The organism is Brevibacillus borstelensis (assembly GCF_037834415.1).
Lineage (GTDB): Bacteria > Bacillota > Bacilli > Brevibacillales > Brevibacillaceae > Brevibacillus > Brevibacillus borstelensis_A.
This window is the reverse complement of sequence record NZ_JAUMSJ010000001.1, coordinates 218,890-238,012: the sequence shown is the minus strand read 5'-3', so window position 1 is coordinate 238,012 and position 19,123 is coordinate 218,890. Positions and strand designations below refer to the sequence as shown.

16 protein-coding genes are annotated in these 19,123 nt (G+C 55.0%); 1 reads left to right on the top strand and 15 read right to left on the bottom strand.

Features of this window, described 5'->3' with window-relative positions; all coding sequences use genetic code 11:
* Positions 1 to 225: 225 nt before the first annotated feature.
* The 3 genes from Q3F21_RS01100 to hppD form a co-directional block, all read right to left on the bottom strand.
* Complete coding sequence (locus Q3F21_RS01100) at positions 226 to 1,008, bottom strand: LytR/AlgR family response regulator transcription factor (RefSeq protein ID WP_340249274.1); 783 nt, start codon at positions 1,006 to 1,008, stop codon at positions 226 to 228.
* The gene (locus Q3F21_RS01095) at positions 983 to 2,707 is read right to left on the bottom strand and encodes a LytS/YhcK type 5TM receptor domain-containing protein (protein WP_340249272.1); all 1,725 of its coding nucleotides are present in this window, start codon (positions 2,705 to 2,707) and stop codon (positions 983 to 985) included. Before Q3F21_RS01095 ends, Q3F21_RS01100 begins: the two co-directional genes overlap by 26 nt.
* 149 nt (positions 2,708 to 2,856) lie before the next feature.
* Entirely contained in the window at positions 2,857 to 3,948 is a 1,092-nt protein-coding gene (gene hppD / locus Q3F21_RS01090; RefSeq protein ID WP_340249269.1) for a 4-hydroxyphenylpyruvate dioxygenase, read from the bottom strand.
* A 252-nt stretch (positions 3,949 to 4,200) separates the two neighbouring features.
* On the opposite strand from hppD, the gene Q3F21_RS01085 reads away from it, so the two are divergent.
* A complete protein-coding gene (locus Q3F21_RS01085) occupies positions 4,201 to 4,896 on the top strand; it encodes a class I SAM-dependent methyltransferase (protein WP_340249266.1) in 696 nt (231 codons plus the stop codon).
* An 89-nt stretch (positions 4,897 to 4,985) separates the two neighbouring features.
* Here Q3F21_RS01085 and Q3F21_RS01080 read toward each other — a convergent pair whose 3' ends face one another.
* The 12 genes from Q3F21_RS01080 to Q3F21_RS01025 all read right to left on the bottom strand — a co-directional run bounded on the left by Q3F21_RS01080 (position 4,986) and on the right by Q3F21_RS01025 (position 19,043).
* Entirely contained in the window at positions 4,986 to 6,260 is a 1,275-nt protein-coding gene (locus tag Q3F21_RS01080; protein ID WP_340249263.1) for a TRAP transporter large permease subunit, read from the bottom strand.
* Positions 6,261 to 6,264: 4 nt separating this feature from the next.
* A complete protein-coding gene (locus Q3F21_RS01075) occupies positions 6,265 to 6,756 on the bottom strand; it encodes a TRAP transporter small permease (RefSeq protein WP_340249261.1) in 492 nt (163 codons plus the stop codon).
* A gap of 59 nt (positions 6,757 to 6,815) precedes the next feature.
* Positions 6,816 to 7,856, bottom strand: a complete 1,041-nt coding sequence (dctP, locus tag Q3F21_RS01070; protein ID WP_340249258.1) for a TRAP transporter substrate-binding protein DctP — start codon at positions 7,854 to 7,856, stop codon at positions 6,816 to 6,818.
* A gap of 21 nt (positions 7,857 to 7,877) precedes the next feature.
* Entirely contained in the window at positions 7,878 to 8,972 is a 1,095-nt protein-coding gene (locus Q3F21_RS01065; protein ID WP_340249256.1) for an NAD(P)-dependent alcohol dehydrogenase, read from the bottom strand.
* 190 nt (positions 8,973 to 9,162) lie between these two features.
* Entirely contained in the window at positions 9,163 to 10,197 is a 1,035-nt protein-coding gene (locus Q3F21_RS01060) for a zinc-dependent alcohol dehydrogenase (RefSeq protein ID WP_340249253.1), read from the bottom strand.
* 212 nt (positions 10,198 to 10,409) lie between these two features.
* Positions 10,410 to 11,417 carry a LacI family DNA-binding transcriptional regulator gene (locus tag Q3F21_RS01055; RefSeq protein WP_340249252.1) on the bottom strand — a complete coding sequence of 336 codons (1,008 nt, stop codon included), beginning with the start codon at positions 11,415 to 11,417 and terminating at the stop codon, positions 10,410 to 10,412.
* 162 nt (positions 11,418 to 11,579) lie between these two features.
* On the bottom strand, positions 11,580 to 12,668 hold the full coding sequence (locus Q3F21_RS01050; protein ID WP_340249250.1) for a tartrate dehydrogenase: 1,089 nt from the start codon (positions 12,666 to 12,668) through the stop codon (positions 11,580 to 11,582).
* 32 nt (positions 12,669 to 12,700) lie between these two features.
* Complete coding sequence (locus Q3F21_RS01045; protein ID WP_340249249.1) at positions 12,701 to 13,897, bottom strand: diphosphate--fructose-6-phosphate 1-phosphotransferase; 1,197 nt, start codon at positions 13,895 to 13,897, stop codon at positions 12,701 to 12,703.
* Between the two features lie 16 nt (positions 13,898 to 13,913).
* On the bottom strand, positions 13,914 to 15,350 hold the full coding sequence (locus tag Q3F21_RS01040; RefSeq protein WP_340249247.1) for an aldehyde dehydrogenase family protein: 1,437 nt from the start codon (positions 15,348 to 15,350) through the stop codon (positions 13,914 to 13,916).
* 16 nt (positions 15,351 to 15,366) lie between these two features.
* Entirely contained in the window at positions 15,367 to 16,329 is a 963-nt protein-coding gene (locus Q3F21_RS01035; protein WP_340249245.1) for a transketolase family protein, read from the bottom strand.
* A gap of 4 nt (positions 16,330 to 16,333) precedes the next feature.
* Positions 16,334 to 17,185: a transketolase gene (locus Q3F21_RS01030; protein ID WP_340249243.1), complete on the bottom strand. Its 852-nt coding sequence runs from the start codon at positions 17,183 to 17,185 to the stop codon at positions 16,334 to 16,336.
* Between the two features lie 433 nt (positions 17,186 to 17,618).
* The gene (locus Q3F21_RS01025; protein ID WP_340249242.1) at positions 17,619 to 19,043 is read right to left on the bottom strand and encodes a hypothetical protein; all 1,425 of its coding nucleotides are present in this window, start codon (positions 19,041 to 19,043) and stop codon (positions 17,619 to 17,621) included.
* Positions 19,044 to 19,123: the final 80 nt, after the last annotated feature.

The window sequence follows — 19,123 nt, the reverse complement described above, 5'->3', positions numbered from 1 at the left end:
CTTGTGCCTTTTTCCAGCTAAAGACAACAAGGCCGTCAGACGGAAAAGCTTCAGGTGGCTCACGGGATTTTTGGCATTGCTTGCGATCTGGGCTTTCCAGATGATGTAGAACGAAATGAGCCTTGCCCTTGCCTGTCAAAAGTAAAAAAGCATGGGTCCAGGCAAGCGGCAAGAGCCGGGTTGAGAGCCTGTACACATGCTTCTTTCTTTTGAACCATCATCGAGCTAAAACCCAAGCCGCTTCTTCAGCTCCTTCACGACGTTGCGGCTTACCGGCACCTGCGTCCTCCCGGCGTCTTGCATGACCAGATAGAGCGCTCCCTTGAACCAGGGAACCAGCTCCGCCGTGCGGTAGAGATTGGCGATGAACGCCCGGTGCGTCCGGAAAAATTGTTTGGGCGACAGCCTGCTCTCCAGCTCTTGCAGGGTAAAGGATGTGGCGTACTGCTCCCCCTCCGTGTAAATGCTCGCGTACCGGCCATCCACTGTAGCGTAGACGATATCGTTGGGATCGATCAGCATGATCTTTCCGTTGTGCTCCACAGGTATCCTGCGCGGCTGCTGGTCTTCCAGCACGGACTGGAGCAGGCTCTGCAGCTGCATTTCCAGATACGGCTGCTGCGCGGCCTCGCTTCCTGGCAGCGGACGAAGCTTCCGCACCCGGTTGATCGTTTTTTCCAATCGATGTTCACTGAACGGCTTTACGATGTAATCCACCGCTTCCGTCTCAAAAGCACGGACCGCGTGGATCTCGTATGCGCTTGCAAAAATAACGACGGGAGGCTGCACCATCAATTCGAGCAAATCCTGCCCCACATCGACGCCGTCGCGGTCGTGCAGGTGAATATCGAGAAAGATGGCGTCCGGCTCCGCGTCGGGAATCAGTTCGAGCGCCTCTTCCCCGCTTTCCGCTTCTCCGATGACAGTCACATCCGAAAATTGTTCCAGGAGATAGCGAAGCTCTGCTCTTGCCGGGGCTTCATCATCCACGATGAACACTTTCAGCATGAACTTTCACTCCTAAAGGCAATTCTATGAGACAAGTCGTTCCCAGCCCCTTTTGACTGTCGATCACGATCCCGTACGGCTGTCCGTAGATGGCCTGAAGACGGCTCTTCACATTTGACAGCCCGATGCCGGACAGCCTGCGTTTTCCATCCTGGGCAGGAGGCGGCGGGACAAACGGGTCCTGCTCCATCCCCACACCGTTGTCCGCTACCTTCAGCTCCAATACCTGCCTGTCCTTCAAGCGGGCGGTTATTTTTACGACGCCCCCTTCGCGCTTTGGCAGCAGCCCGTGCTTGATCGCGTTTTCCACGAGGGGCTGGAGGACGAGTCCGGGCACGACGCAGCGTTCCACTCCCGGCTCGATTTCGTACTCCACCTTCAGCTTTTCGCCGAAGCGGGCCCGTTCGATCGCCAGGTAAGCCTCGATGTGCTCCAGCTCCTCCGCAAGCGTCACAAATCCCCCGCTGTCGTGCAAATTCCGGCGGAAGTATTCTCCCAAATGAATGAGCAGCTCCCGGGCCTGCTCGGGGCGAAAGCGGATGAAGGAAACGATCGTATTGAGCGCATTGAACAAAAAGTGGGGATTGATTTGCGCATGCAGCGCCTTGATTTCGGCATCGGCCAGAAGACGGGCCTGCTGTTCCAGATCGGCCAGCTCAAGCTGGGTCGAGATCAGGTTTCCCAGCCCGCGAACCAGTTCCAGATCGACCGCCGACAGCTTGCGCGACCGATCCTGATACAACTTGAGCACGCCGGCCACCTCTCCCCGCTTTCGCATCAGTGGTACGATTATGGCGCTGCGCAGCGTGCAATTTTTCTCCCGGCAGCCGATCTCCTCCTTGGTCCAGGCGATCTTCACTTCCCTGGTTTCCAGCACTTCCCGGGTCGCCTTCGTGGTAATTTCCTGTCCAACCACGTGGTGGGAGGAGCCGGAGCCGACATGGGCGAGAACGGTCTTCGTGTCCGTTATCGCCACGGCTGCCACTCTCGTCGTGCAGAGGATTTCCTCCGCCACGCGCTTGGCAGATTCATAGGTGAGTCCTTGGCGGAGATACGAGAGCGTTTTGTCCGCGACCTGCATCGTCCGCTGGGCTTGAAGAGCGCCGATCCGGTCCTCTTCGGTTTTCGCCAGATCGATGATGATGATCAGGATGGCGATTCCCAACGCGTTCACGACCGACATCGGTACGCTGATCGCCTTTACGAGCGCCAGCGCATCCGCATACGGCCTGGCTACCAGAAGAATAATCCCCATCTGCATCCACTCGGCGACGAATCCGACGGCCATCGCGGTCGTCCAGCGAATTTCCCGCGTTCGCCGGAACTTGTAAAAAAGGCCTGCCAACACACCCTCGCTGATCGTCGAGATGGCGCAGGCCAGATCGGTAAAGCCGCCCAGCGAATAGCGGTGAATGCCGGCGACCAAGCCCGTCGCCAAGCCTACCCACGGTCCCGCCAGAAGGCCAGCCACGATGGTGCCGATCACCCGCGAGTTGGCGATCGCGTCCTGGTACCAGATGCCGTTGTACGTGCCTAAAATGGAAATTCCGGAAAAGATCAGAACCATGACGGCCTTGTCTTTATAGGTAGCCCGCTGGTTCAGCAGGCTGCGAAACGCTTTGACGCGCGTGAACAGCAGAGCAGCCACGACCAGTACGGCGGTTCGTTCCGCCAGGGGAATCATGAGGGCCAGATTCATCCTTGTCGCTCCTCTTCCAGTCTGTTGTTACCATTATCGCCACGCAGCGCTTTTGCGGTCAAGCAAATCGTCAGTCTAGACTGAATTCACAAACAAAAAAAACGCCGACAGTCAACCGCTGTCGACGGAAAGTGCTTTCGAGCGAGTTCCTATAGATTGCCCCGCAGCTCCTGTTCTCTCTCAAGCGCTTCAAAGAGCGCCTTGAAGTTCCCGTTGCCGAAGCCGCGAGCGCCTTTTCGCTGAATGATTTCGACAAACAAGGTCGGACGATCCACGATTGGCTTGCTGAACAGCTGCAGCAGGTATCCTTCGTCGTCGCGGTCCACGAGTACCCGCAGGCTGCGCAGCGTTTCAATGTCTTCGTCGATCTCGCCGACGCGCTCCTTCAGCTCCTCGTAGTAGGTGTCCGGCACATACAGGAAGTCCACGCCATTTGCCCGCAGCGCGGAAACGGTTTTCACGATGTCGTTGGTCAACAGGGCGATGTGCTGAACACCCGGCCCTTTGTAAAACTCGAGAAACTCCTGGATTTGCGACTTCCGGCGGCCCTCGGCCGGCTCGTTGATCGGAAACTTGATCCGCCCCGTACCGCTCTGCATCACTTTTGACATCAGCGCCGAATACTCCGTCGAGATGTCGTCGTCGCTAAAGTTCTGAACGGCTGTGAAGCCCATTACTTTTTGGTAGTAGGCCACCCATTCGTCCATGACTTCGACGTTTCCGACGATATGGTCAATCCCGATCAGCCCGGTTTCTTCTCCCTGAACCGGAGATTCATACGCCTGATAACCCGGAAGGAAGGGACCGTTGTAGTTTTTCCGCTCGACAAAGGTGTGAATGTTGTCCCCGTAAGTTCCGATTATCGCCTTTTTCACGGTGCCGAAGGAATCGGAAAACTCGGTCGGCTCCATGACAGGCACAGCCCCTCGGGATACGGCCTCGCGGTATGCCTGCTCACAGTCGTCCACACGGAGCGCCACGTCCTTCACGCCGTCCCCGTGCTTGCCGACAAACGCGGAAATCAGGCTGTCTGGAGTAAGCGAACCTGACAAGACAAACGTGAGGTGCTTTTGTTTCAATACGTAGGAAACCTTTTCCCGCGAGCCTGTCTCCAGCCCTGCATAGGCAACAGCCTGAAATCCGAACGCCTTGGTGAAATAGTGCATGGCTTGCTTCGCATTTCCTACATAAAACTCCACATAATCCCAGTCCTGAATGGGAAAGAAATCGGTGTTGCTCATTTGCCTACCCCTCCGACTTTTTCAAATTTTCTCATGATTGGGATGATTTTGTCTGCTACCTTGAGAGTACAATGGAAGCGTTTGCTCCCGCAAGAACACGGAACAACGCGAAAACGCGCGACAGCTTTCATCCAGTAAAGTAGCGATTCATCAGTCTTTTCCGGGGCGTTGCAGGAAAATTTGCATGGGAGCTGAAAACAATGGGAAGACACCTGTAAAGCTTGCTGAAACATGATAAGGAGGACGTAACAAATGACTAGGTGGAGCGAAATGGCCAAGGAACAATGGGACCAGTTTTCGGCCGATTGGCACAAGCGCAGCGAAGGCATGTGGGAAACGGGCAGCCGTCGGACCATCCTGCCGCTGTTTACCCGTTATGCTCGGGCAGAAAATGGGCCCGTTCTGGACGCTGGTTGCGGAGATGGATACGCCAGCTGCAAACTGGCCGCAAGCGGTTATGCTGTGGATGGAGTAGACATTGCCGGGGAAATGATTCGCCTGGCCAAGGACCGGGCAAATGACCGGGCAAGGTACGGAGAAAGATCTGTCCGCTTTCAGACCGGAGATGTGTCCAGCCTTCCTTTTTCCAATGAGACATTTGGCGGGATTCTGTGCATCAACGTGACTGAATTCGCCCCTTCTCCCCTCGCCGTTTTGAAGGAGTTTCACCGTTTACTGAAACCCGAAGGCATCTTGCTCCTCGGCATCCTCGGCCCGACTGCGGGACCGCGCGGCCACAGCTACCGTCGCCTGTATGGGGAGGCCACGATCCAAAACACGATGATGCCTTGGGAAGCGAAGCAATTAGCCTGTGAAAATGGTTTTGCTCTGCTGGAGGAGGAGCCCGTTTACAAGGAAGGCGTGCCCGCCGAGCTGGCGAACCGAATATCCGCGGAGCTGCAGGAGGCTCTCAGCTTTCTGACATTGTTTGTGCTGAAAAAGGAGTAGCACCCAAAAAGAAAACACACCTGAAACCAGGTGCGCTCCATTTGCAAAACATGCTGTCTGTTCCGAATTTTGAATCGCGTTTGAAAAGATTACTTGAGCAAAGACGGAATCCACGTAGAGAGAAACGGGATAAACGAGATCACAAGCACATCGACAAAAAGCAGAATGATCAATGGCACCGCTGCCCTGGCGATTCGGCTGATGGAAATCTTGGAGATTTGGGAGACGACGAACAAGTCGATTCCGACGGGCGGCGTCACCAATCCGATGGCCAGATTGACGACCATGATCGTACCGAAGTGTACCGGGTCAATCCCCAGATTCACTGCCGTGCTGAACAGCAGCGGCACAAAAATCAGGATGGCTGCTCCTCCGTCCAAAAACATGCCTGCCAGCAGGAGGAGAATATTGACCATGATCAGGAACATGTACTTGCTGGTGACAAATTCGGAAATCATGCCGTATACCATGTCAGGCACTCCGGTGATGCTGACAAAGAAGCCGAACAGGCCGGCAGCCCCGATGACGATCATGATGACAGCGCTGGAAACGGCTGATTCGCGCAACGTTTCGACCAGCTTTGCCACGGTGATTTCGCGATAGATGACAAACCCGACCACAAAGGAGTAAACGACTGCCACGACCGACGCCTCTGTCGGCGTAAACACCCCGGAATAGATTCCGCCGAGCACGATGATCGGCATTAACAGGGCCAATATCGCCTCCCGAAACGACTTTCTGACATCCGCCATGCTTTTCCGCTCTACCCCATGGTATCCGCGCTTTTTGGCAATGATGTAGGCGCTCACCAGCAAAGACGCCGTGATGAGCAGTCCGGGCAAAATTCCGGCCAAAAACATGTCTCCTATGGAAACCTCGGCGGCCACCCCGTACAAAATCATCGGGATGCTCGGCGGAATAATGACGCCCAATGCGCCGGAAATCGCCTGATTGGCGCTGACGTACTCCACATGATACCCCCGGGCGACCATCGCCGGTATCAGGATGGCTCCGATCGCCGCGGTCGTCGCCGCGCCCGAACCGGAAATGGCCGCAAAAAACATCGATGTAATAATCGCCACCATCGCCAGGCCGCCGGTGCGGTGTCCTACCAGCGAGCTTGCGAAATTGACCAGCCGCTGTGACATCCCGCCGGCTGACATCAGATTTCCTGCCAGGATAAAGAAAGGGATGGCCATCAGAGGAAACGAGTTAAGCGCGACGAAAATGCGCTGCGGAACGATTTGCAGCGGGAGCGAATCGTGCAGCCAGATGCCCGCGATCGTTGCCAGACCAAGCGAGGATGCGATAGGAACGCTTAAAAACAGAAGCACCAGCAGGGCAAGAAAGAAAACAATCAGCATGCTCTCACCCCTCTTCCCCGATGAACTCTTTGATTACACCGGAAAGGGAATTGAGCAAGAGCAGCAGTCCCCCCATGGGAAGCGACAAGTAAATCCAGAACATCGAGATTCCAGTACCAGGCGCGATTTGCCCCGAAAAATTTTGAGCCAGCTTCCAACCGTAGACGATCAAAATCGCGTAAAAGACAATGGAAAGCAAATGAGTAGCCGTCTTTATCCACTTCTTCAGGCTCTCCCGCGCCATTTCCGGCACGATCTCCACCGCGATCAGGCTCCCTTTTCCAAGCGCCACGGCGGCCCCGATCAGGACCATGAAAATCATCAGAAACCGGGACAGCTCTTCCGACCAGGCCAGCGAAGATCCTATCGCATACCGGGCCACGACTTGCCAAAAGATCAGAATGGACATGACCGCAATGATGGCAGCCAGGCACCAACCGCAAACCATATTCAAGAAATCAACGAATCGGGTATATTGCTGCAAAATGGCTTTCATCCTCATCCTCCCCGTCTCGGAGCGGGGTGGCAACAGCCATCGCCACCCCGCTGTCCATCCTAGTACTTATAGGTTCTTACCTTGTCGATCATTTCTTTTCCAATCTGAGGCGCCCACTTCTCGTATACACTGTCTACTTTCGCTTTGAACGATGCTTTGTCCGGAGTCACAATGGCAATCCCCTGCTCTTTGAAAAAGGCCATCGCTTCATCGATCTTGTCCTGATTGGCTTTCCGCCCGATCGGAACCGCATATTTCGCGGCTTTCGTGACTGCTTCCTGCTGCTCTGGGGTCAAGGAATCAAAGAGCGCCTTGCTCATCGCCAGCGGAGCCGGTGAATACCTGTCTTCCAGGAGCGTGACGTGGGACTGCACCTCGTAAATTTTCGAAGATTTGATGGTTGCCGGTGAGTTGGAATGACCGTCGATTACTTTTTGCTGGAGAGCTGTAAAGACTTCCGTCCAGGCCATCGGGGTCGGATCGGCTCCATAGGCTTTCCAGGTGTCGATCTGGACTTCATTTTCCTGAACGCGTATTTTCATGTGGCTCACGTCCTCAGCCTTGGCAAGCGGTTTGTTGGAAGTGGTCGAAACGAAGCCGTTCTCCATCCAGCCGAGGATTTTTACATTTGCCGCCTGTTCAAATTTTTGCGCCAGCTCGTCGCCAATCTCTCCGCCCAAAACGGCATGGGCATGGTCGAGGTTCTCGAACAGGAACGGCAAGTCAAACATGTTGAATTCTTTTACCCAGTTGCCCATCGGACCTGCGGAAATCAGTCCCATATGCAGCGAGTTGATCCCCATCATTTCAAAGACTTCCCGCTCCCCGCCAAATGAGTTGTTGTAATGGATTTTGACGGATAACTGACCGTCTGTTAAACGTTCCAGCTCCTCTTTGAAAGCCTTGGCCGCGATGTCGAACTTCGCCCCTTCCGGCTCGGGAATGCTGAGGTCGAACACTTTTTTCTCGCCGCTCCCCGAGCCGGAAGCATTCCCCGAGCTGCCCGCTCCCGCCGGATTTGTGGATGCGCCGCCCCCGCAGCCAGCCAATGTCAGAGCCAGCGCCGTGATCACGGAGAGCCATTTCACTGTCTTTTTCATTTTGATTCCTCCTCATGGGTCCTATTTGTTCGGGTATACCATTACTTTCAGGCTGCCGCTTCTATTGGTTCGAGCCTGCTCCATCGCTTGCTGAATGTCATCCAGCGAATAGCGGTCGGTAATGATCTGGTCCACGGGATATTCCCCGGATGCCAGCAGCTGGATCGCGAGCGAATAGGTGTTTGTGTAGCGGTAGACCGAATAGAGATCAATCTCCTTTTGCAGCATCAAAGTTACATTCAGCGGGACCTCTTCTCGAGCGGGAAACCCGATTACAACAAGCGAGCCGCCCCGCTTTGCCAGTCCGATGGCCGACTGCAATGCCTTGTCGTTCCCGGACGTTTCCAGCACCATATCGACGCCGAGCCCCTCAGTCACAAAAGCAATTTCGTCTTCCACATTTTTCTCGCCAACATTGACCAGCCTCGTAGCCCCCAGCTTGCGGGCTGCCTGCAATCGGAGCGGCTCCATGTCGCAGGCGACGATTTCCTTTGCGCCGAACGCTTTGGCCGCGATCACCGTCATCAAGCCGACAGGTCCCATTCCGATTACGGCAACCGTGTCCCCCGGGGCAAGACCGCCTCTTTTCACCGCATGGATGCCCACTGACAAGGGCTCGGCAAGCGTCGCCGCCTCAAAGCTCAGGTGATCCGGAATCGGAGAGAGGAAGTCTTCGCGATGCACAAGATACTGAACAAAAGCTCCCTTGACTGGCGGGGTAGAAAGAAATTGCACGTCCGGGCACAAATTGTATCTGCCTTCCCTGCACCATTTGCAGCCCATGCACGTCACTCCGGGTTCAACCGCCACCCGGTCCCCTACTTGAAACCTGGTCACCTTCTCGCCAATGGCGACCACAACTCCTGCGCATTCATGCCCCTGGATGTGGGGGTACTGTACGAAGCGCTTGCCGATCCGTCCATGTGCGTAATAGTGAACGTCGGAGCCGCAGACGCCAACAGCCTCGACCTTTATCAACACGTCCGTGCCGCTGACCTTGGGAACGGGAATCTGTCCTACCCGGACTTCGAGCGGCTGCTCCAGAAATCCCGCTTTCATTGTGTCCGGGATGACGCCGTTCGGAGATTGAACAAATTGCGGGCCTGTCCCTTTCATTGACTTCCCCTTCCTTCCTCCAGTGAGTTTCGATTTCATAGAACAAGAACTGTCATGCTTCGCTCAAGCACAATTTCTATCGAAGTAAGCGCTTAACTGTTTTAAAAAAAAGACTTCCTCCATACCGGCGGCCTCCGCTTCATATTCCGGTTTCCTTCCAAACAAAGCGGCCTGCCGCTGTCCCTCTTATCTACTCGTCGTAGCGGACCAGCACTTTTCCTCCCTTTTTCTGCTCGCATAATTGGAAAGCCGTTTGCCAGTCACTCAGGGGGAATACATGTGTAATCAAAGGGGCGAGGTTGATTTTTCCCTGGTGCAAAAGGTTCATGACCCGGTCCCAAGTCTGCATGGAATGAGCGAGGGAGCCGACTACCTGAAGCTGCTTGTAAAGTACGGTATCAAAGTCGAGGACAACCTCCTTGCCGACGATTCCGACCTGGATATACCTCCCCTGCTTTTTAAGCGCTTTCAAACAACTCGCAATGGAAGGCCCTGCACCGGCACACTCGATCGCAACGTCTACCCCCATGCCCCCCGTCTCTCTTTGTACAATCGCTTGCAAATCGTCCTTGCTTACATTAACCGCTGCGTCTGCTCCCAGCCTGGCAGACAGTTCCAGACGGGCCTCGTCGGCATCGGTACCCGCTACGATCACTCTGCATCCCTTTGCGGTCAACAAAGCGAGGCAAAGGAGACCGATCGGACCTGGTCCCGACAGCAGTACGACGTCCCCGGCGTGTATTCTCGTCAGCTCTTCCAGCGCCTGCACCGCGCAAGCAAGCGGCTCTGCCATCGCAGCTTCTTCCAACGTCACCGAATCGGGTAGCTGATACACCATGTCTTCGCGGACGACCACGTATTTGGTAAAGCTTCCGTCCACGCCGTGTCCCATTCCCCGGCGCTCCGGGCAAAACATGTAATAGCCGGTCTTGCAGTACGAGCATGCGCCGCATGTCACGGCAGTCGAAGGCAATACCGTTACCCGGTCCCCTTTCTTGTATCTCGTGACGCCTTCTCCCACTTCAGCGACGATACCGGAAAATTCATGTCCCATAATAACGGGAGGATCATTCTTAAAAGTATCATGGTAGATGTGGAGATCGGTACCGCAGATCCCGGTAAAAGCTACTTCTATCTTTACGCAGCCAGCCCGACAAGCGGGCTCCGGTACATTCAGCACCTCTACGTTCCCGACGCCTGGCTTTGTCTTTACGAGTGCTTTCAAAGGCAGCAACCCCCTTTAGAAAATGTTGTTCTCTCACTCGGTTAAGCGCTTTACTTACTTTTATGTTTTGAATTATAGACCAAATTGTTCTAAAATTAAAGCTATTTTCTCTCGATTTTTTTAATTTTCTTTCATCCTCGCCCAGAGCTGCTTTCGTCCCCCTGGACGAAAAAAAGCGCCCCCCTGCAGCAAAATGCAGAGAGGACGCTTTCCTACATATCCCTGACGTATTTGGCTGTCGACTCCCGAACCACCAGCTCGGGAAGGAGCACGATGCGCTGCTTGTGTTTCTTCTCCCCGTTGATCTCCTGGATAAGCAAATTCATCACGTGCGTCCCCATGTCCCGGATCGGCTGGGCTACTGTTGTAAGCGGCGGATCGGTCACAGAGGCCCAGGCCGTATTGTCAAATCCGACCACCGAAAGGTCACGGGGAATGGACATACCAAGCCTGCGGGCAGCATGGATCGCCCCCATCGCAAGCAGGTCGTTGCACGCGAAAATCGCCGTAGGAGGATCGGCTGACCGCAGCAGCTTTTCAGCCAGCGCCTTGCCGCTCTCCACATTCGATTCCATGACGTACTCCACATCCCGGCCGTAGTCGATCCCTGCCTCATCCAGCGCATGCCTGTATCCGCGCATCCGCTCGCGATTGCTCCACAAATCCCGGGCGATAATCGCGATCCTCCGGTGACCGAGGCTGATCAGGTGGGAGGCGGCCTGGTACCCTCCGAGAAAATCGTCAACCGCTACGGTGTCTACCTCGAGCGACGGAATCTCGCGGGCAATGATCGCCAATGGCACCTTTTGCTTGATCAGCTCCCGAACCGTTTCCACGTTCTCAAAGCCGGAAGCCAAAATGATGCCGTCCACGCTTTTTTGCAGCAGCAGGGAAATGTATTTGGCTTCCTTCTCCGGATCGTAGTCCGTGCTGCAGATGACAATGTTGTACCCCAGCGCATGGCCCCTGTCCTCGATGCTCCGGGCAATCCCGGAAAAAAAAGGGTTGGCCAAATCGGGAATCATCAGGCCGATTGTGTACGTAGACTTGCCCGTCAATGCCGACGCCACCACGCTTGGCTGATAGTTCATTTCCTTCATGACGGACAAGACGAGCTTTCTCGTCTTCTCGCTAATCCGGCCGGTGTTGTTGATTACCTTCGAGACGGTCGCGATCGATACCCCTGCTTCTCTTGCCACATCGTAAATAGTTGGTTTCATCCTGAAAACCTTCCCTAGTCCATTGGTGAAAGCCATACATTCCTACTGTCATTTTTTGTCTGCTGGAATGCAATTTCTCCTTGACAATGAAAATAGGAAAGCGCTTTATCTTCCACAAGTATACAGGATTGCCTGAGAATTCGCAATACGCAAGGGACTCGTCTATTGCCTGGGCAGCAGCTCCTTTGGCACCTGCAGCAGGGAAGCCACCCTGTCCCCCACCTCTTTCGTGGAAGCACGCCCTCCCATGTCGGGGGTAAGGACATCGCCTCGCACGAGCGTCTCCTCAATGGCGTTCAGGACGGCTCTCCCCCACGCTTCCTGGCCGAAGAAATCGAGCATTTGGCTTGCCGACCAAATGGTTGCCAGCGGATTGGCCACGCCCTTGCCGGCAATATCCGGGGCGGAGCCGTGTATCGGCTCAAACATCGACGGGTAGCGGCGTTCCGGATTAATATTCGCTCCTGCCGCCAGCCCCATTCCCCCGGCGATAGCCGCTCCGAGATCGGTCAAAATGTCGCCGAACAGATTGGAGGTGACCACGATCTGAAACCGCTCCGGCTGCTTGACGAAAAACATGCTGGCTGCATCGACGAGATAACTGGCTGTTCTCACATCCGGGTACTCTTTGCCCACCTCGGCGAAGATCTGATCCCAGAACACCATCGAGTAATTAAGGGCATTGGCTTTGCTGACGCTGGTCAGCGTCTTGCCGGTTGCCTGAGCCGTTTCGTACGCATAGCGAATAATCCGTTCCGTTCCTTTGCGCGAGAATACGCCCGTCTGCAGGACAACTTCATGCTCCTGGCCGGGAAACAGCCAATCTCCCGCTCCCGCGTACTCTCCCTCCGTGTTTTCCCGGATGACCAGCATGTCGATCTGCTCGCGTCTGACGTTGGCCAGCGGGCACGGAGCCCCTTTCAAAAGCGTAATCGGGCGAAGGTTCACATACTGATCAAAGCCTTTTCTTATTTTCAGAAGCAGCTCCCAAAGAGAAATGTGGTCGGGAACCCCGGGATAGCCGACCGCCCCCAAGTAAATGGCATCGAACTGCCGCAATTGCTCCAGGCCGTCCTCGTCCATCATTTTGCCGGTTTTGGCATAGTATTCGCAGCCCCAGGGAAAGTGGGTGAAAGCGAAACGAAAGCTTCCATCGAGCTGCGCCGCCCTGTTCAAAATTTTGACGCCTTCGGCAATCACCTCCGGCCCGATGCCGTCTCCGGGAATACACGCTATTTTGTAAATGGTCAACGCTGCCACTCCTTTTTGCATACCACCGAATATTAAATCGTTTGATAGACGGGCAAACCGTTGTTCATCGGCACGAGTACTTCGCCCTGAATCAGCGGGGCGACGTATTCCCTGAACGCTTGGCTCACGGAGCGGCTGCGGCTGTCGTACCACTCGACGGGAAACGTCCTCTCCCTGCCCGCCACTTCGCTCAAGGGCACATGCTCATAGGCCACCGTATACGGATTTTTGCCGATCCGCCTTAGAGAAACCATGACCCCCGATCTTCCTTCCAAGGCCAATTGAAAGCCGGCCTTGCCTGCCTGATACGCTTCATCGACATCGACTCTCGAAGAAAACAGCATTCCGCTGCGCTGCCAAATGCCAGGGAGGACATTTCTGCCTTGCAGCCCCGTATTGCCGCTGACGAGCCGGGCCAGATACGCGCTAACTCCGCCCAGCTGAGGCCGCCCGACAGGATCTTTCGCAATCGAATCCTCCGCGAGCAATCTGCCCGCCTCATCCCGGATTCCTTCGGAGACGACGGCCAGCGCGCAGCCGTATCGGTCATACTGCGACTGGATGTCCTCCAGAAAACGGTCCGTACGGAAGGGAGCCTCCGGTATGTAGATGAGCGGAGGCATGTCTGTGTCCCCTTCACCCGAAAGCGCGCTGGCAGCGGCTAGCCACCCGGCATTTCTGCCCATCGTCTCCACGATCGTAACCCTCTTGCTGCCGGGCAAGCTCCTGATGTCCATGGCGATATCGAGGACACAGGTTGCGATAAACTTGGCAGCGCTTCCGAAGCCGGGCGCGTGATCGGTCAGGCACAAATCATTGTCCACCGTTTTGGGAATCCCGATAACCGTCAGCCCGTAGCCCATCTCTTTCGCCGTTTGCTCGATCATGCGCGCTACCTGCATGGAGCCGTTGCCGCCGATGTAAAAAAAGAAGCGGATCTCAGCCGACCTCATATGCTCAACCATGCGCACGACATCCGCCTGGCTCAGCTTGCAGCGCCAAGAGCCAAGGGCGGCACCCGGGCTGCAGCGCAACCTGTCCAATACTGTGCTTGGAAGATGGGTCAGGTTGGCGTATTCCCCGTGCAGCATGCCGTAAATCCCTCGCTTGGCTCCAAAGATTTTGCCTGCCTTTTGCGTGTGCATCGCCTGTTTCAAAATCCCGCACAGCGAATTGTTGATCACGGCAGTGGGGCCGCCTGACTGCGCGATAAGGCAGTTCCCTTTCATTGCACGCCCACTTCCTTTACTCGTCCAGATTGACGACAACCATGACCGTTTCCAGCATTTCCGCCATGGCATAAGCAGGGCCTTCCTTGCCTATGCCGCTTTCCTTCACGCCTCCATAGGGCATGTGGTCCGCACGGAAGCAGCATGTGTCATTGATAATGACGCCGCCCACCTCCAGCAGATAGGGCAGCCTGTGGGCAAGGCCCAGCGATTTGGTGTAGACTCCCGCCTGCAATCCGTATTTGGAATCATTGACCAGCTCAATCGCCTCTTCGATCGTCTCGTAGACCGCGATCGACACGACAGGGGCGAAGACCTCTTCGTCCACTACCTTCATCCCTTTTCTGGCTCCCGTAATGACGGTCGGGTAAAACAGGCTGCCTTCCCGCTTTCCGCCAATCGCCACTTCGGCTCCTTGATCCACCGCTTCCCGCACCCAGGCTTCGATGCGCTCCGCCTCCTTCACGCTGATCATCGGCCCCACGTCTGTAGCCGGATCGAGCGGATTCCCCACCTGCAGCCGGGAGACATGCTCAAGGAACGCGTTCATAAAGGCGGCTTCGACGTTTTTCTGCACGAAAATCCGCTGCACGGAAATGCAAATCTGTCCGGCGTGGGCAAAAGCCATTTTGGCCAGCTTCGCCGCAGCCTGCTGCACGTCCGCGTCCTCGTGAACGATTGTGGCTGAATTGGAGCCCAGCTCCAGCGTCACCTTCCGCATGCCGATCGTCTGTTGGATATGCCTGCCCACCTCCGGCGAACCGGTAAATGTGTACAGCTTGATGCGAGGATCCCTCAGCAGCTGCTCTCCCACTGTGGAGCCGCTTCCGACAACGCATTGCACATACCCCTTCGGCACCCCTGCCTGCTCCAGGACTTCACACAGCATAAGCGAGGTCAACGCCGTATCGGATGCCGGCTTGACGATGATCGGATTGCCTGCAGCCAAAGCCGGGGCTACCTTGTGGGCCACCAGATTCAGCGGAAAGTTGAACGGCGTTATGGCGCATACGATCCCGATCGGCTTTTTCACCGTGTACATCAGCCGCGAACCGATTCCCGGCGACGCCTGGCTGGGAATCATGCTGCCGGAGAGAAACCTGGCTTCATGGGCAGCCAGTTGAAACGTGTTGGCCGAGCGGATGACCTCTGCCTTTGCGTCGGTTATCGGCTTGCCGCCTTCCCGTGCGATGCATTCCCCGATCTCCTGGGCACGCTCTGTCAGCAGTTTGGATACTTTCATCAAGACATGATACCGCTGCTCCGGCGGAAACGGAGTCGTTTTGAACACGCGTTCCGCGGCGCTGACAGCAAGGTCGACCTCTCTTGTGCCCGCCGTGCTGACCTGTGCGAGCAGCTCGCCGTCGTATTTGTTGTAAACTTTGTGAAAGCTCCCGGTCTCCATCCACTCTCCATTGATAAACAGCTTCTGCACGGCCGCTTTTGTCGTCATCGGCGCTTTCCCCCTGTCATCGCTTTTTCGCGGACACAGCTTCTTTCACGACTCTGACCATGTCCTGTACGGAAATGTTGTACTTTTTCAGCAGCGCGTCATTTGGCGCCGACTCTGAATTTCGATCCTGGACGCCAATCCGCACCATGGGGACCGGCTTGTGCTCGACCAATACTTCGGCCACGGCGCTCCCCAAACCGCCGTATATGTTGTGTTCTTCCGCCGTGATCAAAAGCCCGGTCCGCTCCGCGGCCTTGACGATGGCTTCCTGATCGATCGGCTTAATCGACGGCATATGCAGTACGGAAACGGACACTCCTTCCCGCTCCAACAGTCCGGCCGCCTTCATCGCCCGGCTCGTCTGCGTTCCGGTTGACAAGATTGTGGCATCTGTTCCTTCTTTCAAAGAAACGGCGGCCCCCAGCCGAAAACGGTACTGCTCATCTGAAAAAATCTGCGGGAGCGGATCCCGCGCTACCCGAATATAGACAGGCCCCTTGTATTGATGCGCGAACTCCATCATCTTGCTCAGCTCAACGCCATCGGCTGGCGCCAGCACCACCATATTGGCGAGGCTTCGCATGATGGAGAGGTCCTCCAGGGCCTGGTGGGTTTTTCCTGTGCACCCTGTCAAAAGACCGCTGTAAGCGCCGATCATTTTGACATCGAGCTTTGGCTGCGCGACGGAAACAGCGATCTGATCCAAAGCCCGTTTGACGATAAAGGCCGCAAATGAGCAGACCCACGGCTGATAGCCCACCGTTGCCAAGCCTGCCGCTACCCCCAGCATGTTTTGCTCAGCGATTCCCATCTGCAAAAATTGCCCGGCATTTCTCTCCGCGAGCTGGTCGAGCTTGGTGGAGTTGGCCAGGTCTCCATCCAGTCCCAGGATGTTCGGATCTTTCAAGCTCAATGCCAGCAAGGTTTCTCCAAATACGTCACGCATGGCCACCATCTTCTCCGGCTGGATTTGTACCATTTGCTCAAACTCCTTTCCCAATCTCGCTGAGTGCCTGCTCAAGCTCCGCGTCTGTCGGTATGCGGGAATGCCACAAGTAATTGTTCTCCATGAAGCTGACCCCTTTTCCTTTGACCGTATGAGCGATGATCACCGTGGGAGATCCCGTGTGCTGCCTTGCTTGCCGGAGAGAAGTAGTGATTTGCTCCATGTCGTGTCCGTCGATGTCGATGACTCTCCAGCCGAATGCCTCCCAGCGAGCTTGCGGCTGATGAACAGGTTTGTCCCGCTCTGTCTCTGTCCCCTTCCAGCCATACTGCTGAAGCCGGTTGTAATCCAGGATCACGATCAGGTTGTCCAGTCCGTAACGCGAAGCGATATCTGCCGCTTCCCATACCTGTCCTTCCTGCGATTCCCCGTCACCGAGCATGCAGTAGGTATAAAACGGTCTTTTCTTCAGCTTGGCCCCCAGCGCCATACCCACGGCGGCAGAAATCCCCTGTCCAAGCGAGCCGGTAGACATGTCCAGTCCCGGCAGAGCCAGCATGTCGGGATGGGCTTGCAGGCGGGAGTCGAGCGAGTCGAACGTGGCCAGCTCCTCAAGCGGAAAATATCCGCGGAGAGCCATTACGCTGTACAAGGCAATGGCGGAGTGGCCTTTGGACAGCACAAACCGGTCGCGTTCCTCCCAATCGGGCTGTTCCGGTTTGATATTCAACGCATCAAAATAAAGAGCGACAAGAATATCGGCAGCCGACATGGGGCCTCCGATATGACCGGCTTTGGCATGATAGACCGTCTCTACAATCAGCTTGCGAGCCTGAGCCGCTTTCGCTCGCAACAGGTCGCATGTATCCAACTGCATTTCCCCACTCATTTCGTTTCCTCCTCGGTAAAAGCTTGACGTCGAAATGGCGCTGCCTTGACTGTTTTTACGTTATCCATTCCTCCTCAATGGAAAAGCGCTTACCCAAACGTTGTAAAAAAAGGCGGAAGAATTGAAAAGTTTATTCCTCCACAAGACTAGTTAACCGCTTTCCCTTTTTCAGTTATTATATGCCACTATTTCGAGAAAGCAAAGTGTATTTTCTAAAAACTGCGAAAAAACAATGCGCCTCCTGAATGAAGAACCGGGTTACATCCCGATACCTTTACGTAAAAAAAGAACTTCAATTGAAGTCCTTTCCTTTCGAAGCTGGTCCCTCGTTGGAGGAAGCTTTTTATGCGTTCCGGAAAGGTTAACCTTTTACCGTCCGTTACCTTTTCCGCAACAAAAAAGGTGCCGCAGCGGGCACCTTTTTTCACTTGTCTCACTTGAATGGATTGACGACATTGTTTGCGGCCATCCATTTCTCCTTGCTTTTCATTAGCTGTGCGATGACAGGCTGCTCCATTCCGTAGATCGACCGGTATAATCGCTGGGTTTCCCGTAAATCATTGTAGGTCAGATAAGGATAATCCGGTCTGTCAAATTTACCATCCGGGAACCAGGCGTAATGCAGATCTCCATTTTGTTTGATCCATTTTTCTCCCAGATTGGTGACTCCCAGAAGCATTACATTTGCCAACGCTTGGTCGGCTGGATCTTGAAATTGCATGTGCATTTTCCACAAAAAGTTGATTTCCGCCAACTGATGATTGAGCGAGACATGGGTCGGCTTATGCGGTGACGGGTGGGCGTAATCTGCAACCAGCCATCCGTCTTGGGGACCCGGGATTACGTAATGATACTGACTGGCATGGTTGCGCAGGTACAAGGCGTATCTTTTTGCAGATTCACAAAATTCAGCTTCCCCGTACTTTTTGCAGCCATCGAGCAACAGCTCGGCCATCCCGGTGTTAAACCGCGTATCGTAAAAGCCGTCCGGAATGCCGTAATCGTCCGACAGCCACTGGGACTGGGGATACGTCTTCCAGTGCCCCTCCGGTTCCTGATTGCGGACAGCGGTATCCAGCATGACATAGCCCATGTTTTGCGCGGCTTTGCTGTTCGGATTCGTCAGGAAAGAGCGGGCTACGTAGTTCTCCGGGTTGCGCCAAAAGGCGTTGACCGTATAAGGAACGTATGTGGACGGGCTTGCGTAGTAATACCCGTCGTACAGCCACTTGGCCTTATCGGCGAGATCGACTCCCAGCCAGAGATTGGCGATCAGCTGATTGTCCCAGGGAACGAGCGTAGAGCTTGACTCCATAATCCACCATTCGCTGACCAGGCCCGCCTTGACCGGGAGCTGCACCTCCAGCTGCATGCGATTCCAGTCTTTTTTAATGGTGATCGGCACGGTGTGTTCCTTTTTTTCATCGATTGTCGTTCTTCCGAGAGGACTGTAGACAACCGGCGGCGCGAACCAAAAATAGCGGTTTGGCGATTCAATAAAGCCGGGAACAAGCGGCAATTCATTCGCCTCTGTCAAAGAAAGCAAATTCCATACCCGTGTCGTCTGCCCGTTGTTATCCATTTTCAGAACGTGGCGAAAGGTTGCCCCGTCTCCTACAAAGGGCATGGACAACACATGCGGACTGCTGTCGAGCTGGCCCTCCAGCCGGTACATGCGAAACACGTCGCCGTTTTTGAATTGGTAAATCTTTTGCCGCAAAGCCCCGCCGTTTACGGAAACGACATCTTCCTTCATCACCGGCTTTTCCCATTGAAAAGCATTCGATGCCGAAGGGGGCATAGCGAGCGAAACAAGCACTACTAGAATAAGCAATACATACTTTCTAACCTTGGTCATGTAATCCCCCTTGCTCAGAAGCGTGAGACCGGCTCATTTATTTTCGGAGTAACTGCCACGCCATCCATATGTAGATTCAA

What these genes read in the sequence shown, in the direction of transcription:
- dctP (WP_340249258.1), bottom strand. Translation starts at nt 7,856, where the DNA reads ATGAAAAAGACAGTGAAATGGCTCTCCGTGATCACGGCGCTGGCTCTG.
- Q3F21_RS01040 (WP_340249247.1), bottom strand. Translation starts at nt 15,350, where the DNA reads ATGACGACAAAAGCGGCCGTGCAGAAGCTGTTTATCAATGGAGAGTGG.
- hppD (WP_340249269.1), bottom strand. Translation starts at nt 3,948, where the DNA reads ATGAGCAACACCGATTTCTTTCCCATTCAGGACTGGGATTATGTGGAG.
- Q3F21_RS01045 (WP_340249249.1), bottom strand. Translation starts at nt 13,897, where the DNA reads ATGAAAGGGAACTGCCTTATCGCGCAGTCAGGCGGCCCCACTGCCGTG.
- Q3F21_RS01095 (WP_340249272.1), bottom strand. Translation starts at nt 2,707, where the DNA reads ATGAATCTGGCCCTCATGATTCCCCTGGCGGAACGAACCGCCGTACTG.
- Q3F21_RS01025 (WP_340249242.1), bottom strand. Translation starts at nt 19,043, where the DNA reads ATGACCAAGGTTAGAAAGTATGTATTGCTTATTCTAGTAGTGCTTGTT.
- Q3F21_RS01075 (WP_340249261.1), bottom strand. Translation starts at nt 6,756, where the DNA reads ATGAAAGCCATTTTGCAGCAATATACCCGATTCGTTGATTTCTTGAAT.
- Q3F21_RS01035 (WP_340249245.1), bottom strand. Translation starts at nt 16,329, where the DNA reads ATGGTACAAATCCAGCCGGAGAAGATGGTGGCCATGCGTGACGTATTT.
- Q3F21_RS01080 (WP_340249263.1), bottom strand. Translation starts at nt 6,260, where the DNA reads ATGCTGATTGTTTTCTTTCTTGCCCTGCTGGTGCTTCTGTTTTTAAGC.
- Q3F21_RS01085 (WP_340249266.1), top strand. Translation starts at nt 4,201, where the DNA reads ATGACTAGGTGGAGCGAAATGGCCAAGGAACAATGGGACCAGTTTTCG.
- Q3F21_RS01030 (WP_340249243.1), bottom strand. Translation starts at nt 17,185, where the DNA reads ATGAGTGGGGAAATGCAGTTGGATACATGCGACCTGTTGCGAGCGAAA.
- Q3F21_RS01055 (WP_340249252.1), bottom strand. Translation starts at nt 11,417, where the DNA reads ATGAAACCAACTATTTACGATGTGGCAAGAGAAGCAGGGGTATCGATC.
- Q3F21_RS01100 (WP_340249274.1), bottom strand. Translation starts at nt 1,008, where the DNA reads ATGCTGAAAGTGTTCATCGTGGATGATGAAGCCCCGGCAAGAGCAGAG.
- Q3F21_RS01065 (WP_340249256.1), bottom strand. Translation starts at nt 8,972, where the DNA reads ATGAAAGGGACAGGCCCGCAATTTGTTCAATCTCCGAACGGCGTCATC.